This window comes from Streptomyces sp. NPDC018000 (genome assembly GCF_044328025.1).
GTDB lineage: Bacteria > Actinomycetota > Actinomycetes > Streptomycetales > Streptomycetaceae > Streptomyces.
This window is the reverse complement of the sequence record NZ_JBIRGM010000011.1, coordinates 48,677-61,892: the sequence shown is the minus strand read 5'-3', so window position 1 is coordinate 61,892 and position 13,216 is coordinate 48,677. Positions and strand designations below refer to the sequence as shown.

The following is a 13,216-nucleotide window of genomic DNA, read 5'->3' as shown; positions in this document are numbered from 1 at the left end:
GCGGCCTTCACCTCGGCCTCGGCCGGTACGGCCGTCAGGCCTCCTCGGCGTCGGCGTCGACCTCGACGACGGCGTCCCTGATGGCGGCCTCGACCGCGGCAACGATCGTCCTGGTGTCGGCCCCCTTGCCGACCTGCCCGGCAAGCGCCGCGATCGCGGCCGACTGAGCGGCGATCGTCTTGTCCATGCGCCGGACCCTGACCTGCACGTCCTTCAGGATGGACTGCGCCTGCCAGGTCGGGTTCGTCTTGAAGTCGGCCGCGTCGGAAGGGGCGTCGATCGCGTCGGTCTTCCACACGGCGTCGAAGATGTCCTTCTTGGTGATACCCGCCATGGGGTCCTCCTCTGTGTTCGGGGAGCCGGGGTTCCAGCTCGCGGGGTGCTTCAGCCGCTCGGCCACGTCGGCGCGGAGGCGCGCCATGGTGAAGCCGCGGGGGTCGATCTTGTCGCTGGACCATTCCAGGTGGCCGATCACGGACTTGGCCGACCAGCCGTGAGCCCGGCACAGCGCGGCCTGGACCCGGACGATCGCGCTGTACTGCGCCTTGGGCCAGGGGTCTTTGCCGTCGCCGAGGTTCTCGCACTCCCACCCGTAGAACCTGCTGTTGCCGTCGACACCGTTGCTGTTGCCGCGGGTCGGCGGGGTCGGGCGAGTGCCGTAGGACTCGGATATGACCTGCTCGAGCACGCGCGGGTCGCCACCGCCGGCGTGATTGGTGCGGCCCCAGCCGACCATGTGCACACGGCCGTCCTTCGCGATCATTCCGTGACAGAGCGGGCCCGGCAGAGAGGCGTAGCCGTCCCGCACGGTCGCAACCGTGGCAGCGGTGCCCTTGGTGACCGTGTGGTGCACGATCGACCCGTTGACCGGACCCCACGCGCCCTTCGAATTGCGGTTGTGGGTACGCCAGTTGCCGACCTCGACGACGCGCACGCCCTCGGCGCGCAGCGCGGCGAGCACCTTCGCGGCAGTCATGGGCTGTGCCATGTGTGATTCCCCTTCAGCCTGCGTTGTACATGATGGTGCGGAACTTTCTTTTGAAGCCGTTCGGCCCCTCGTCGGTCTTTTTCGCCTTCTCCGCCCAAAAGTACGACCTCGTCAGGCGGTATCCGCAGCCGTGACCGGGTACTTCGTCTCCCCACCGGCGCACGCGTCCACGTGTTCCGCACCGGCGCCACTGGCTGCCCGGGGGCGGCGTGTTCCGTTTTCATGCCCGAACTGACGGCGCGGTACGCCGGGTTGGCCGTCGGACACGCTCAACCGCACAGCGCGGACCCCGGTCGTGGCCGTCGCGTGCCCGAGGGCAGGATCAGTCCTTGCCCGGTCGCCTCCGTCCGGCCGCGGACGCAACCACCGGAGGACGGGACGGCTTGCTGATCGGTCGCCGCTGTCGTGCCCGGGGCCCCGGTAGTACGACGGGTCGTTCTACAAAGCTCCTCGCCGGGAGCGGCCCCCGGGCGGGCCGCTCGGCCCGGCGCGGGGGACGCACTGTCCACGCCCACAGCCGTTGCGGCAACAATGGGGGGCATGAGCGACAGCCCTGCCCCCCTTGCCGACCCGCACCTCGTCTTCGATGCCACGGAAGGCCGCCGGGATCTCGTCATCCTCGGCTCCACCGGTTCCATCGGCACCCAGGCCATCGACCTGGTGCTGCGCCACCCCGACCGCTTCCGCGTCACCGGGCTCTCCGCCGCGGGCGGACGGGTCGCCCTCCTCGCCGAGCAGGCGCGGCGACTGCGGGTGCGCACCGTGGCCGTCGCCGCACCGGACGCCGTACCGGCCCTGCGTGAGGCGCTGCGCGAGCAGTACGGGACGGGCGAGCCGCTCCCCGAGATCCTGGCAGGCCCCGAAGCCGCCGCCCAGCTCGCCGCCGGCGACTGCCACACCGTGCTCAACGGAATCACCGGCTCGATCGGTCTCGCCCCCACGCTCGCCGCGCTCGAGGCGGGCCGCACGCTCGCCCTGGCCAACAAGGAGTCGCTGATCGTCGGCGGCCCGCTGGTCAAGGCGCTGGCCGAGCCCGGCCAGATCATCCCGGTCGACTCCGAGCACGCCGCACTCTTCCAGGCGCTCGCCGCGGGCACCCGCGCCGACGTACGCAAGCTCGTCGTCACCGCGTCCGGCGGCCCCTTCCGGGGACGTACCAGGAGCGAGCTGGTGAGTGTCACCCGCGAGGAGGCCCTCGCGCACCCGACCTGGGCCATGGGACCGGTCATCACGGTCAACTCCGCCACCCTGGTCAACAAGGGACTGGAGGTCATCGAGGCGCATCTCCTCTACGACATTCCGTTCGACCGGATCGAGGTCGTGGTCCACCCCCAGTCGTATGTTCACTCCATGGTGGAGTTCACCGACGGCTCCACCCTCGCGCAGGCCACGCCCCCGGACATGAGGGGCCCGATCGCCATAGGCCTCGGCTGGCCTCAGCGCATCCCGGACGCCGCACCCGCCTTCGACTGGTCGAAGGCGTCCAGCTGGGAGTTCTTCCCCCTCGACGACGAGGCCTTCCCGTCCGTGGGACTGGCCAGACACGTGGGCACGGTCGGCGCCACCGCCCCGGCCGTGTTCAACGCCGCGAACGAGGAATGCGTCGACGCGTTCCTGGCCGGACGGCTGCCCTTCAACGGAATCATGGATACCGTCACGGCGGTGGTGGCCGAACACGGCACCCCCGCCACGGGAACTTCGCTCACGGTCGCAGACGTCCTCGAAGCGGAGACCTGGGCACGCGCCCGGGCCCGTGAACTCACGGCGAAAGCGACAGCGGAGGCGCGCGCATGAGTATTACGACGGTCCTGTTGACGATTCTGGGCATCGTCGTCTTCGTCATCGGGCTGCTGTTCTCGATCGCCTGGCACGAGCTGGGGCATCTGTCGACGGCGAAGCTCTTCGGTATCCGCGTCCCCCAGTACATGGTCGGCTTCGGACCGACGATCTGGTCGCGGAAGAAGGGCGACACCGAGTACGGGATCAAGGCCATCCCGGCCGGCGGCTACATCCGCATGATCGGCATGTTCCCGCCGGGAGCGGACGGGCGCCTGGAGGCGCGGTCCACGTCACCGTGGCGCGGCATGATCGAGGACGCCAGGTCCGCGGCCTTCGAAGAGCTCGAACCGGGTGACGAGAAGCGCCTCTTCTACACGCGCAAGCCGTGGAAGCGCGTCATCGTGATGTTCGCCGGACCGTTCATGAACCTGGTCCTCGCCGTCGCGATCTTCCTCGGTGTGGCGATGACCTTCGGGTTCCAGACCCAGACCACCGAGGTGGCCGGTGTCCAGAAGTGCGTGATCGACCAGAGCGAGAACCGCAAAGAATGCAAGAAGTCGGACCCGGTCTCGCCAGCACTGGCCGCAGGACTCAAGAAGGGCGACAAGATCGTCGCCTTCGACGGCCAGAAGGTCGACGACTGGGCCACGCTCTCCGACAAGATCCGCGAAACCATCGGCCCCGCCACCATCACCGTCCTGCGCGACGGCCAGGAGAAGACCCTCCACGCCGTGCTGCAGGAGAACTGGGTCGCCAAGAAGGACTCCAAGGGCGAGGTGATCCCCGGTGAGTTCGTTCCGGCCGGATACCTCGGCTTCGCCGCCCAGACCGAGATCGTTCCGCTCTCCTTCGGCGAATCGGTCGTCCGCATGGGAGACATGATCGAGAGCGGCGTCCACTCGATCATCGCCCTCCCCTCCAAGATCCCGGAGCTGTGGGACGCGGCCTTCGGCGGCGGTGAGCGCGCAGCGGACTCCCCGGTCGGTGTGGTCGGTGCGGCCAGGATCGGCGGCGAGGTGATGACGCTCGACATCCCGGCGCCGAACCAGATCGCGATGATGCTGTTCCTGCTGGCAGGCTTCAACCTCTCGCTTTTCCTCTTCAACATGCTGCCCCTGCTGCCGCTCGACGGCGGACACATCGCCGGAGCGCTCTGGGAGTCCTTGCGTCGCAATGTGGCACGGGTCTTCGGGCGCCCCGACCCGGGCCCCTTCGACGTGGCCAAGCTGATGCCGGTCGCCTACCTCGTCGCAGGCGTCTTCATCTGCTTTACATTGCTGGTGCTGGTGGCCGACATCGTCAATCCGGTCAAGATCTCCTGATCTCCCGACCGGCCCGGTGCACCATGGGTGACGGCCCGGCACACAGTGTGTGTCCGGGCCCGTCCTTCCGAGCCGCACTGTCGGACGCGATGTGCTCCGGGGCGTCGCCGGTGCCGTAACCTCGAAGTCCGGAGCCCGCCGATCTCGGGACCTTGATCCACACCTTGGGGATGCTCAACGCATGACTGCGATTTCTCTCGGAATTCCGTCCGTTCCGACCAAGCTCGCCGACCGGAGGGTCAGCCGCAAGATCCAGGTGGGGTCGGTGGCAGTCGGCGGGGATGCGCCGGTGTCGGTGCAGTCGATGACCACGACGCGTACGTCGGACATCGGTGCGACGTTGCAGCAGATCGCGGAACTGACAGCGTCGGGCTGCCAGATCGTGCGGGTGGCCTGTCCGACGCAGGACGATGCGGACGCGCTCGCGACGATCGCGAAGAAGTCCCAGATCCCGGTGATCGCGGACATTCACTTCCAGCCGAAGTATGTGTTCGCTGCGATTGATGCGGGCTGCGCGGCGGTGCGGGTGAATCCGGGCAACATCAAGCAGTTCGACGACAAGGTGAAGGAGATCGCGCGGGCCGCGAAGGACGCGGGTACGCCGATCCGGATCGGTGTAAATGCCGGTTCGCTGGATGCGCGGCTGCTGAAGAAGTACGGGAAGGCGACTCCGGAGGCGTTGGTGGAGTCGGCGTTGTGGGAGGCGTCGCTCTTCGAGGAGCACGGTTTCCAAGACATCAAGATCTCGGTGAAGCACAACGATCCGGTGGTGATGGTCAATGCGTACCGTCAACTGGCGGCGCAGTGCGACTATCCGCTGCATCTGGGTGTGACGGAGGCGGGTCCGGCGTTCCAGGGGACGATCAAGTCCGCGGTGGCGTTCGGTGCGCTGCTGAGCGAGGGGATCGGGGACACGATCCGGGTGTCGCTGTCGGCGCCGCCGGCCGAGGAGGTCAAGGTCGGGCTGCAGATCCTGGAGTCGCTGAATCTGAAGCCGCGGCGGCTGGAGATCGTGTCGTGTCCGTCGTGCGGTCGGGCGCAGGTGGATGTGTACAAGCTGGCGGACCAGGTCACTGCGGGGCTCGAGGGCATGGAAGTGCCGTTGCGGGTGGCCGTGATGGGCTGTGTCGTCAACGGTCCGGGTGAGGCCCGTGAGGCGGACCTGGGTGTCGCTTCCGGGAACGGCAAGGGGCAGATCTTCGTCAAGGGCGAGGTCATCAAGACCGTGCCCGAGTCGAAGATCGTCGAGACGCTGATCGAAGAAGCCATGAAGATCGCCGAGCAGATGGAGAAGGACGGCATCGCCTCGGGCGAGCCCCAGGTCTCCATCAGCTGAACCATGACTCGCACCACCGCGCCCCGCCGGACGAACACCGCCCGGCGGGGCGCGGTCGTGAGCCACCTCACGGTGCTCACCAACGCTGTTCCCACGGCAGGGGCGGCACCGATGAGCCTCTTTGGGTACAGTGCGGAAATCAGCAGACCGTATGGTGAGGCCCCCTCGTGTTGACGCAGACCACCACCCGGGTCCTCGAACCCAGCGACCTCGGCGCCGCTCTCGCCATCCTGGAGAGCGAACCCGTCGCCAATGCCTTCGTGACGTCCCGGGTCCAGATCGCAGGTCTCGATCCCTGGCGCCTCGGCGGCGAGATGTGGGGCTGGTACGCCGATGGACGGCTGCGCTCGCTGTGCTACTCGGGCGCCAACCTCGTACCGATCTGCGCCACCCCCGAGGCCGTCACGGCCTTCGCCGACCGGGCCCGCCGGGCCGGCCGCCGCTGCTCCTCGATCGTCGGCCCCGCAGAACCCACCACCCAGCTGTGGCAGCTCCTCGAACCCGGCTGGGGCCCCGCCCGCGAGGTCCGCGCCCATCAGCCGCTCATGGTCACCGAGAGCCCGTCCGCCGAGGTCACCCCCGACCCCCTGGTCCGCCGGATCCGCAAGGACGAGATGGACGTCCTGATGCCGGCCTGCGTGGCGATGTTCACCGAGGAGGTCGGCATCTCCCCGCTCGCGGGCGACGGCGGACTCCTCTACCAGGCACGCGTCGCCGAACTCGTCGGCGCCGGCCGCTCGTTCGCCCGGATCGAGGACGGCCAGATCGTCTTCAAGGCGGAGATCGGCGCGGCCACCCCGCAGGCCTGCCAGATCCAGGGAGTCTGGGTCGCCCCCGGACACCGCGGCCGAGGACTCTCCGAGACCGGCATGGCGGCGGTTCTGCGCTACGCACTGACCGATGTCGCACCCGTCGTCAGCCTGTACGTGAACGACTACAACACCCCTGCGCGCAAGGCGTACACCAGGGTCGGCTTCCGCGAGGCCGGCGCGTTCATGAGCGTGCTGTTCTGACCGGTCGGCGGCCGGTGCCACCGCCCCGTACCACCCACCCCACCCGGGCCAGTAGGGTCGGCGCATGGCAGCAGTTTCCGGGACCGGCCCCCATATCCCCAGCGTTCGGATCGGAGCGATCGATCTCGCCGCGCGCGTGGACGAGGCGCTCGCGGTGCAGGCTCTCGCCTTCGGCCTGGGACCGGAAGAGATCGAGGTACGGCGCCACATCGTCCTCAGACACCTCGACCACCCCTGCGCCCGCGCCCTCGGCGCCACCACCCCGGGCGGCCGGCTCGTCGGCTTCGTCTACGGCATGCCGAACGAACGCGGCCAGTGGTGGTCCACCGTCGTCGAGCCCTACCTCCGCGCCACCGGCTCCGCGCACTGGCTCGACGACTCGTTCGTCATCACGGAGCTGCACGTCCTGCCGAAGTTCCAGAACCGTGGCATCGGCCGCGCGCTGATCACCGCCATCACGGACGCCGTCGACCAGCCCAGGTCCATCCTCTCCGCGATCGACACGGAGAGCCCGGCACGTGGTCTGTATCGCAGTCTCGGCTACCAGGACCTGGCTCGGCAGGTGCTCTTTCCCAGTGCTCCCAAGCCGTACGCGGTCATGGGAGCCCCGCTTCCGCTGCGTCGCAAGGGCTAGGGCGCAGGACAATGGATTTCCGCCCACCCGTACCACCCGGCTAACCTCCTGCACATCACCCTTCCGAGCAGGAGTTCATCATGGTCCAGGTCCAGCGCATGTCCCGATTGATGATCAAGACACTGCGCGACGACCCGGCGGACGCCGAGACGCTCAACCACAAGCTGCTCGTCCGGGCCGGATACGTACGTCGCACGGCGGCCGGAATCTGGACCTGGCTGCCGCTCGGCAAGAAGGTCCTGGAGAACATCACCCGCGTCGTGCGCGAGGAGATGGACGCCATCGGCGCCCAGGAAGTGCTGCTGCCCGCGCTGCTCCCCAAGGAGTCGTACGACGCCAGCGGCCGCTACCACGAGTACGGCGATCTGCTCTTCAAGCTCAAGGACCGCAAGGGCGCCGAGTACCTCCTCGGCCCCACGCACGAAGAGATCTTCACCCAGGTCGTCAAGGATCAGATCACGTCCTACAAGGATCTGCCCGTGATCCTCTACCAGATCCAGACCAAGTACCGGGACGAGGCCCGCCCCCGCGCCGGTGTGCTGCGCGGCCGCGAGTTCCAGATGAAGGACTCGTACTCCTTCGACACCACGGACGAAGGTCTCGTCGAGGCGTACCAGCTGCACCGCGCCGCCTACATCCGGATCTTCGAGCGGCTCGGCCTCGACCACCGCATCGTCTCCGCCGTCTCCGGTGCGATGGGCGGCTCGGCCTCCGAGGAGTTCCTGGCCCCCGCCCCGGCCGGTGAGGACACCTTCGTCGACTGCCCCGCCTGCGACTACGCCGCCAACACCGAGGCCGTGACCTTCAGGGCCACCCCCGTGGACGGCTCGGCGCACGACCCCGTCGAGGAGCTGGACACCCCCGACACCCCGACCATCGAGACGCTCGCCGCGCACCTGGGCGTCCCGGCCTCCGCGACCCTGAAGAACCTGCTGGTCAAGGTCGACGGCGAGATCGTCGCCGTGGGCGTGCCCGGCGACCGTGAGGTCGACCTCGGCAAGCTCGGCGAGCACCTCGCGCCCGCCGTCGTCGAACTGGTCACCGCAGAGGACTTCGAGGGCCGTCCCGACCTGGTACGCGGCTACGTCGGCCCGCAGGGTCTGGAGAAGGTCCGCTACATCGCCGACCCTCGCATCGCCGCCGGCACCGCCTGGATCACCGGCGCGAACAAGCCCGGCACCCACGCGAAGAACGTCGTCGCCGGCCGTGACTTCGAGGTCGACGACTACCTCGACGTCGTCGTCGTCGAGGCGGGCGACCCGTGCCCCAAGTGCGGCACCGGCCTCAAGCTGGACCGCGCCATCGAGATCGGTCACATCTTCCAGCTGGGCCGCAAGTTCGCGGACGCCTTCCAGCTCGATGTGCTCGGCCAGAACGGCAAGCCGGTCCGGGTCACCATGGGCTCCTACGGCATCGGCGTCTCCCGCGCCGTCGCCGCGCTCGCCGAGCAGACCGCCGACGAGCAGGGGCTGTGCTGGCCCCGCGAGATCGCCCCGGCCGATGTCCATGTCGTCGCGGCGGGCAAGGCGCTCCAGACGGAGCTGGCCCTCGATGTCGCCGAGAAGCTCGCCGCCGCCGGCGTGCGGGTCATGGTCGACGACCGCGCGGGCGTCTCGCCCGGTGTGAAGTTCACCGACGCCGAGCTGATCGGCATCCCGAAGATCCTGGTCGCCGGCCGCCGCTCGGCGGAGGGTGTCCTGGAGCTCAAGGACCGCCGTACGGGCGAGCGCGAGGAACTCACGGTCGACGAGGCGATCGCCCGCCTGACCGTTCAGGGCTGACACCGCAGAACAAAGCAGAACAAAGCCGTAGGCCCCCACGCACGGCGGGGGCCTACGGCTGTGCCGGCCGGTCTTACGACCTGGGGGCGTTACAGCCAGCCCGCGAACTCCAGCGTCAGCTCGCCCTCCTGGCGACGGCCGACCGCCAGTGCCCGGGTTCCCGACTCCACCGCGCGGAACAGCGTCCAGCCGTGCAGCCGCTCCCGGTCCACGTCCAGCGAATCGGCGAGCTTCTTGATCCGTCGACGGGCCGTCGCCGCGCCGCCGGGGGAGGCGATCAGGTCCTCGACACGGTCGCGCACCAGGCGCGCCAGGTCGTAGGCCCGCTCACCGACCAGCGGCTCGGGCCCGACCGCCAGCCAGGGCACCCGCTCACCGCCGAGCACCTTGCTCTGCCGGAAGTTACCGTGCAGCAGCAGGAGTTCGGGCGAGTGGGCGACAAGCTCCTCGCGCGCCGCGAGTGCCGCGGAGACCAGCGGCTCCAGGCTCGGGTCGGCCGCGGCGCAGGCGCGCATCGGCTCCGCACGGCGCCCGGTCCGCTCCGCCACCGTCTCGAATCCATGGCCGACCGGCGGCTCGACCCAGAGTCGGCGCACCGTGCCCGCTGCCTCCAGCAGCGCCTTCGCCTCCGGCAGTGAGCGCAGCGACACCTCGGGATGCAGTCGCTCGAGCAGCAGTGCGCCGGGGCCGTCGGCGAGGAGCCGCACCGCGCCCCAGCCGTTCCAGTGAGCGAGCGCCGCTCGCTCCAGCTCCGGCAGGGCCCCGGACGGAGCGATCTTCAGTGCGGCCGGGGTGCCGTCGGAGCACGTCACCAGCAGCACCAGACTGCTGCGGCCCCCAGGGGCGGCGACCCGTTCCACGGTCAACTCCTGCCCGGTCGAGGACAGCGCTTCCTCTGCCAGTGCGGGAAGCCGCGCGAGCCAGTCGGCGGCGGCCGCCTCCCCGTACGACTCACCGAGCGCTCGCACCAGACGCTGCGGCGGTTCGAAACCCATACGTGCTTTGTTCCCTTTCAGAGCTTCTTCAGTGCGTCGCGCCGGTTCCGTTCGGCAGTCCGGTCTCGCGGATCGCGCCGGACCCGGCTTTGGTATTCGTCTTTGTCGTCGCGCCGGTTCCGTCGGCGGCCCGCTCGGCGAGCCCGGGAAAGGGTACGCCGCTGCCCCGCCAGCGGACCGCACGCACCGCGGCCTCCCGCAGCGCATCCGCGGCCTCCCGCCTCAGCGGACCCCCGGCGGCCCGCACGAGATCGGAGTACACGTACGCGACCCGGTCCTCCAGCAGGGCGGCCAGCCGCACCGCCGCAGTCGGGTCCGGCACCGCGAACGGCAGAGCGTACGCGGCCTCGGCCGCCACCGGTTCACCGCCCAGGTCACGCACGGTCCGTACCAGTGCATCGCGCCGGGCACGGTGCGCGTGGTACGCCGCAGTGGCCTCGGCCCGGCGGCCGTCGGCGACCCGGCCGCCGACCACCCCGTACCCGTACACCGCCGCGTGTTCGGCGGCCAGGGCTGCCTGAGCCGCCTTCTGTGTCCCGGCGCTCATGACGAGGTCTCCTTGGCCAGTTCGGTCAGCAGATGGGCATGGGCCGCGCCCGCTGCCGCGATCGACGCCAGCAGCCGGGCCAGCTCCGGCGGGGCCTTCAGCAGCGTCGCCGTGTGGGCGTCCGCGGTGCGGCGCTCCGCAGCGGCCAGCTCCTTGAGGGCGGCCCCGGCGTCGGTCGCGCGTGTCCCCGAGAACACGAGCGCCTTGCCGTCATCGGGCGCCAGCGCCCTGGCATGGGCCCGTACGGCGTCCCGCAGCGGCGAGAGCCCGGCGGCGGTCGCCGGATGGGCCCTGACCACCTGTTCGTACCGGGCAAGCAGTTCCCTGCTGGTACGCGCTGCACCCGCCCGGAGCGTCTTCTCCGCCCGCGCGGCCGAGGCTTCCTCGGCCGCGGTCGCCGTGTCGGCCCGTGCGGAGCCCTCCCGGCGCCCGGTCCCGTCGTCGCAGCCGGCCAGCACCGCCCCTAAAACGATCGCCCCCGTCGCGGTGAACGCACCTCTGCGCGTCGTCCCCGTGCGCCGCACCTGTTCTCCTTCGGATTTGAACCTGTCTTGACTGGATCTGTCCTGAAGTGATCAACGCAGGCGAGCGTACCCGCGGCAGCGGAGCAGGCGGACGGCAACACCCCCTGGGACCGGATACCCTTTGACCTGACACGCGAGATCCCCACAACAGCACACGCGGCCGAGGAGTCACCCGGATGAGCACCACCCAGAGCGAGAGGCTGCGCGGACTGCTCGAACCGCTCGTCAGCGCCGAGCAGCTGGACCTCGAAGAGATCGAGGTGTCCCGGGCGGGCCGCCGCCGGGTGCTGCGGATCGTCGTGGACTCCGAAGAAGGCGTGGAGCTGGACACCTGCGCCGAGCTGAGCCGCGCGATCTCCGAGAAGCTCGACGAGACCGATGCGATGGGCGAGGGCGAGTACGTCCTCGAAGTCAGTTCCCCCGGTGCCGACCGTCCGCTGACGGAGCACCGCCACTACGTACGTGCCACGGGCCGTCTGGCCAAGATGCACCTGCGCGAGGGCGGCGAGCTGGTGGCTCGCATCCTCGCCGTGGACGAGGAAGGGCTCGACCTCGAAGTGCCGGGCGTCAAGGGTCGCAAGCCCACGTCCCGCCGGGTCGCCTTCGACGAGATCGCCAAGGCGCGCGTGGAGATCGAATTCAGCCGCAAGGACAAGAAGGAAGAGGAGGCGTAGCCGTGGACATCGATGTGAAGCTCTTGAAGGGCTTGGCACAGGACAAGGAGATCCCCTTCGAGGTGCTCGTCGAGGCGATCGAGTCGGCCCTCCTCATCGCCTACCACCGTACGGACGGAAGCTACCGCCGCGCGCGCGTGAAGCTCGACGAGCGCGGCCATGTGACGGTGTGGGCGAAGGAGGACCCGGCCGACCTCGAACCGGGCCAGGAGGCCAAGGAGTTCGACGACACCCCGTCCGGCTTCGGCCGGATCGCCGCGACCACCGCGAAGCAGGTCATCCTGCAGCGGCTGCGCGACGCGGAGGACGACAGGACGTTCGGCGAGTACGCGGGCCACGAGGGCGATGTCGTCACCGGCGTCGTCCAGCAGGGCAAGGACCCGAAGAACGTCCTGGTCGACATCGGCAAGCTGGAAGCGATCCTGCCGGTACAGGAGCAGGTGCCGGGCGAGGAGTACACCCATGGCCTGCGTCTGCGTACGTATGTCGTACGGGTCGCCAAGGGCGTACGCGGTCCGTCCGTGACACTGTCGCGGACCCACCCCAACCTGGTGAAGAAGCTCTTCGCGCTGGAGGTCCCGGAGATCGCGGACGGTTCCGTCGAGATCTGCGCGATCGCCCGCGAGGCCGGTCACCGCACCAAGATCGCGGTCCGTTCGACCCGCTCCGGGCTGAACGCCAAGGGTGCCTGCATCGGCCCGATGGGCGGCCGGGTCCGCAATGTCATGGCCGAGCTGCACGGCGAGAAGATCGACATCGTGGACTGGTCGGACGATCCGGCCGAGATGGTCGCCAACGCCCTGTCGCCCGCACGGGTGAGCCAGGTCGAGGTCGTGGACTTCGGCGCACGGTCCGCCCGGGTCACCGTTCCGGACTACCAGCTGTCGCTCGCGATCGGCAAGGAAGGGCAGAATGCCCGCCTCGCCGCCCGCCTCACCGGCTGGCGCATCGACATCCGTCCGGACACCGAGACCGACGCCGAGCGCGACGTCGCCGACCGGGAGCGGGCCGAGCGGGCCCGCGAGCGTTCGGAGCGCAGCTGACCTACCCGGCGGTCGCCGGGCTGCGGCCCGCGCCGGACCCCCTGGCGGCACCCCGGAAGGGGTGCCAGGGGCTCGGTCGCGCGGGCCGCAGGGAATAGATCTGGGCGGCTTGCCGCTGAGAACACGACAACATCCGTTCGATTTTTGCCCCAAAGGGGTGAGGTCGGTGCGGGGAGGTAGACTTAAAGGTGTCTGGCCGGACGCACGCCCGCGCTTACCCTGAGCGAACCTGTGTGGGATGCCGGGAGCGGGCGGCCAAGAGCGAGCTGTTGCGCATCGTCGCGGACGGGGATGTCTGCGTCCCCGATCCTCGCGGTACGCTGCCCGGCCGGGGTGCCTATGTACACCCCGTCCCTGTCTGTCTGGACCTGGCGGTTCGCCGCCGGGCATTCCCCCGGGCCTTCAAGGCCAAGGGGCCGTTCGACCCCGCCGCAGTGCAGCGGTTCGTCGAGCGGGTGACACCGTAAGAAATGAACGGCACGGGACCCCGTGCGGTCAGGTACCTCGCGAGTTGGAAGTAGGTCGAGATTGCGATGAGCACTCGATGAGTACGCGATGAGTACGCCCATGAAGTAGCGAC

The 13,216-nt window shown here is 69.5% G+C and carries 13 protein-coding genes; 9 read left to right on the top strand and 4 right to left on the bottom strand.

Going from position 1 to position 13,216, the window contains the following annotated elements:
* Positions 1-34: 34 nt before the first annotated feature.
* On the bottom strand, positions 35-988 hold the full coding sequence (locus tag ACH4EW_RS22030) for an N-acetylmuramoyl-L-alanine amidase (RefSeq protein WP_398259353.1): 954 nt from the start codon (positions 986-988) through the stop codon (positions 35-37).
* A 540-nt stretch (positions 989-1,528) separates the two neighbouring features.
* Here ACH4EW_RS22030 and dxr point away from each other — a divergent pair.
* The 6 genes from dxr (at position 1,529) to ACH4EW_RS22000 (ending at position 8,853) form a co-directional block, all read left to right on the top strand.
* Positions 1,529-2,782: a 1-deoxy-D-xylulose-5-phosphate reductoisomerase gene (gene dxr, locus ACH4EW_RS22025; RefSeq protein ID WP_398259351.1), complete on the top strand. Its 1,254-nt coding sequence runs from the start codon at positions 1,529-1,531 to the stop codon at positions 2,780-2,782.
* Complete coding sequence (locus ACH4EW_RS22020) at positions 2,779-4,089, top strand: M50 family metallopeptidase (RefSeq protein WP_398259349.1); 1,311 nt, start codon at positions 2,779-2,781, stop codon at positions 4,087-4,089. The genes dxr and ACH4EW_RS22020 overlap by 4 nt, the downstream gene beginning before the upstream one ends.
* A 181-nt stretch (positions 4,090-4,270) precedes the next feature.
* Entirely contained in the window at positions 4,271-5,425 is a 1,155-nt protein-coding gene (gene ispG, locus ACH4EW_RS22015; RefSeq protein WP_398259347.1) for a flavodoxin-dependent (E)-4-hydroxy-3-methylbut-2-enyl-diphosphate synthase, read from the top strand.
* A gap of 167 nt (positions 5,426-5,592) precedes the next feature.
* Entirely contained in the window at positions 5,593-6,438 is an 846-nt protein-coding gene (locus tag ACH4EW_RS22010) for a GNAT family N-acetyltransferase (protein WP_398259345.1), read from the top strand.
* Positions 6,439-6,502: 64 nt separating this feature from the next.
* Entirely contained in the window at positions 6,503-7,072 is a 570-nt protein-coding gene (locus ACH4EW_RS22005) for a GNAT family N-acetyltransferase (RefSeq protein WP_398259343.1), read from the top strand.
* Positions 7,073-7,152: 80 nt separating this feature from the next.
* Entirely contained in the window at positions 7,153-8,853 is a 1,701-nt protein-coding gene (locus ACH4EW_RS22000; RefSeq protein WP_398259341.1) for a proline--tRNA ligase, read from the top strand.
* Between the two features lie 89 nt (positions 8,854-8,942).
* Here the strand turns inward: ACH4EW_RS22000 and ACH4EW_RS21995 are convergent, their stop codons facing one another.
* Genes ACH4EW_RS21995 through ACH4EW_RS21985 form a run of 3 tightly spaced genes read right to left on the bottom strand, consistent with a single transcriptional unit; the run spans position 8,943 to position 10,919 of the window.
* A complete protein-coding gene (locus tag ACH4EW_RS21995; protein WP_398259339.1) occupies positions 8,943-9,848 on the bottom strand; it encodes an aminoglycoside phosphotransferase family protein in 906 nt (301 codons plus the stop codon).
* Positions 9,849-9,876: 28 nt separating this feature from the next.
* The gene (locus ACH4EW_RS21990) at positions 9,877-10,395 is read right to left on the bottom strand and encodes a ferritin-like domain-containing protein (RefSeq protein ID WP_398259337.1); all 519 of its coding nucleotides are present in this window, start codon (positions 10,393-10,395) and stop codon (positions 9,877-9,879) included.
* Positions 10,392-10,919, bottom strand: a complete 528-nt coding sequence (locus tag ACH4EW_RS21985; RefSeq protein WP_398259335.1) for a hypothetical protein — start codon at positions 10,917-10,919, stop codon at positions 10,392-10,394. The genes ACH4EW_RS21990 and ACH4EW_RS21985 overlap by 4 nt, the downstream gene beginning before the upstream one ends.
* Positions 10,920-11,095: 176 nt before the next feature.
* On the opposite strand from ACH4EW_RS21985, the gene rimP reads away from it, so the two are divergent.
* The 3 genes from rimP to ACH4EW_RS21970 all read left to right on the top strand — a co-directional run bounded on the left by rimP (position 11,096) and on the right by ACH4EW_RS21970 (position 13,103).
* Positions 11,096-11,593, top strand: a complete 498-nt coding sequence (gene rimP, locus ACH4EW_RS21980) for a ribosome maturation factor RimP (protein WP_398259333.1) — start codon at positions 11,096-11,098, stop codon at positions 11,591-11,593.
* Positions 11,594-11,595: 2 nt separating this feature from the next.
* Positions 11,596-12,636: a transcription termination factor NusA gene (nusA, locus tag ACH4EW_RS21975; RefSeq protein ID WP_398259331.1), complete on the top strand. Its 1,041-nt coding sequence runs from the start codon at positions 11,596-11,598 to the stop codon at positions 12,634-12,636.
* A gap of 188 nt (positions 12,637-12,824) precedes the next feature.
* Positions 12,825-13,103: a YlxR family protein gene (locus ACH4EW_RS21970; RefSeq protein ID WP_398259329.1), complete on the top strand. Its 279-nt coding sequence runs from the start codon at positions 12,825-12,827 to the stop codon at positions 13,101-13,103.
* Positions 13,104-13,216: the final 113 nt, after the last annotated feature.

Bases quoted from the DNA above. Each gene is read 5' to 3' on its own strand.
- ACH4EW_RS21995 (WP_398259339.1), bottom strand. From the start codon at position 9,848: ATGGGTTTCGAACCGCCGCAGCGTCTGGTGCGAGCGCTCGGTGAGTCG.
- ispG (WP_398259347.1), top strand. From the start codon at position 4,271: ATGACTGCGATTTCTCTCGGAATTCCGTCCGTTCCGACCAAGCTCGCC.
- ACH4EW_RS21990 (WP_398259337.1), bottom strand. From the start codon at position 10,395: ATGAGCGCCGGGACACAGAAGGCGGCTCAGGCAGCCCTGGCCGCCGAA.
- rimP (WP_398259333.1), top strand. From the start codon at position 11,096: ATGAGCACCACCCAGAGCGAGAGGCTGCGCGGACTGCTCGAACCGCTC.
- ACH4EW_RS22000 (WP_398259341.1), top strand. From the start codon at position 7,153: ATGGTCCAGGTCCAGCGCATGTCCCGATTGATGATCAAGACACTGCGC.
- ACH4EW_RS22020 (WP_398259349.1), top strand. From the start codon at position 2,779: ATGAGTATTACGACGGTCCTGTTGACGATTCTGGGCATCGTCGTCTTC.
- ACH4EW_RS22030 (WP_398259353.1), bottom strand. From the start codon at position 988: ATGGCACAGCCCATGACTGCCGCGAAGGTGCTCGCCGCGCTGCGCGCC.
- dxr (WP_398259351.1), top strand. From the start codon at position 1,529: ATGAGCGACAGCCCTGCCCCCCTTGCCGACCCGCACCTCGTCTTCGAT.
- ACH4EW_RS22005 (WP_398259343.1), top strand. From the start codon at position 6,503: ATGGCAGCAGTTTCCGGGACCGGCCCCCATATCCCCAGCGTTCGGATC.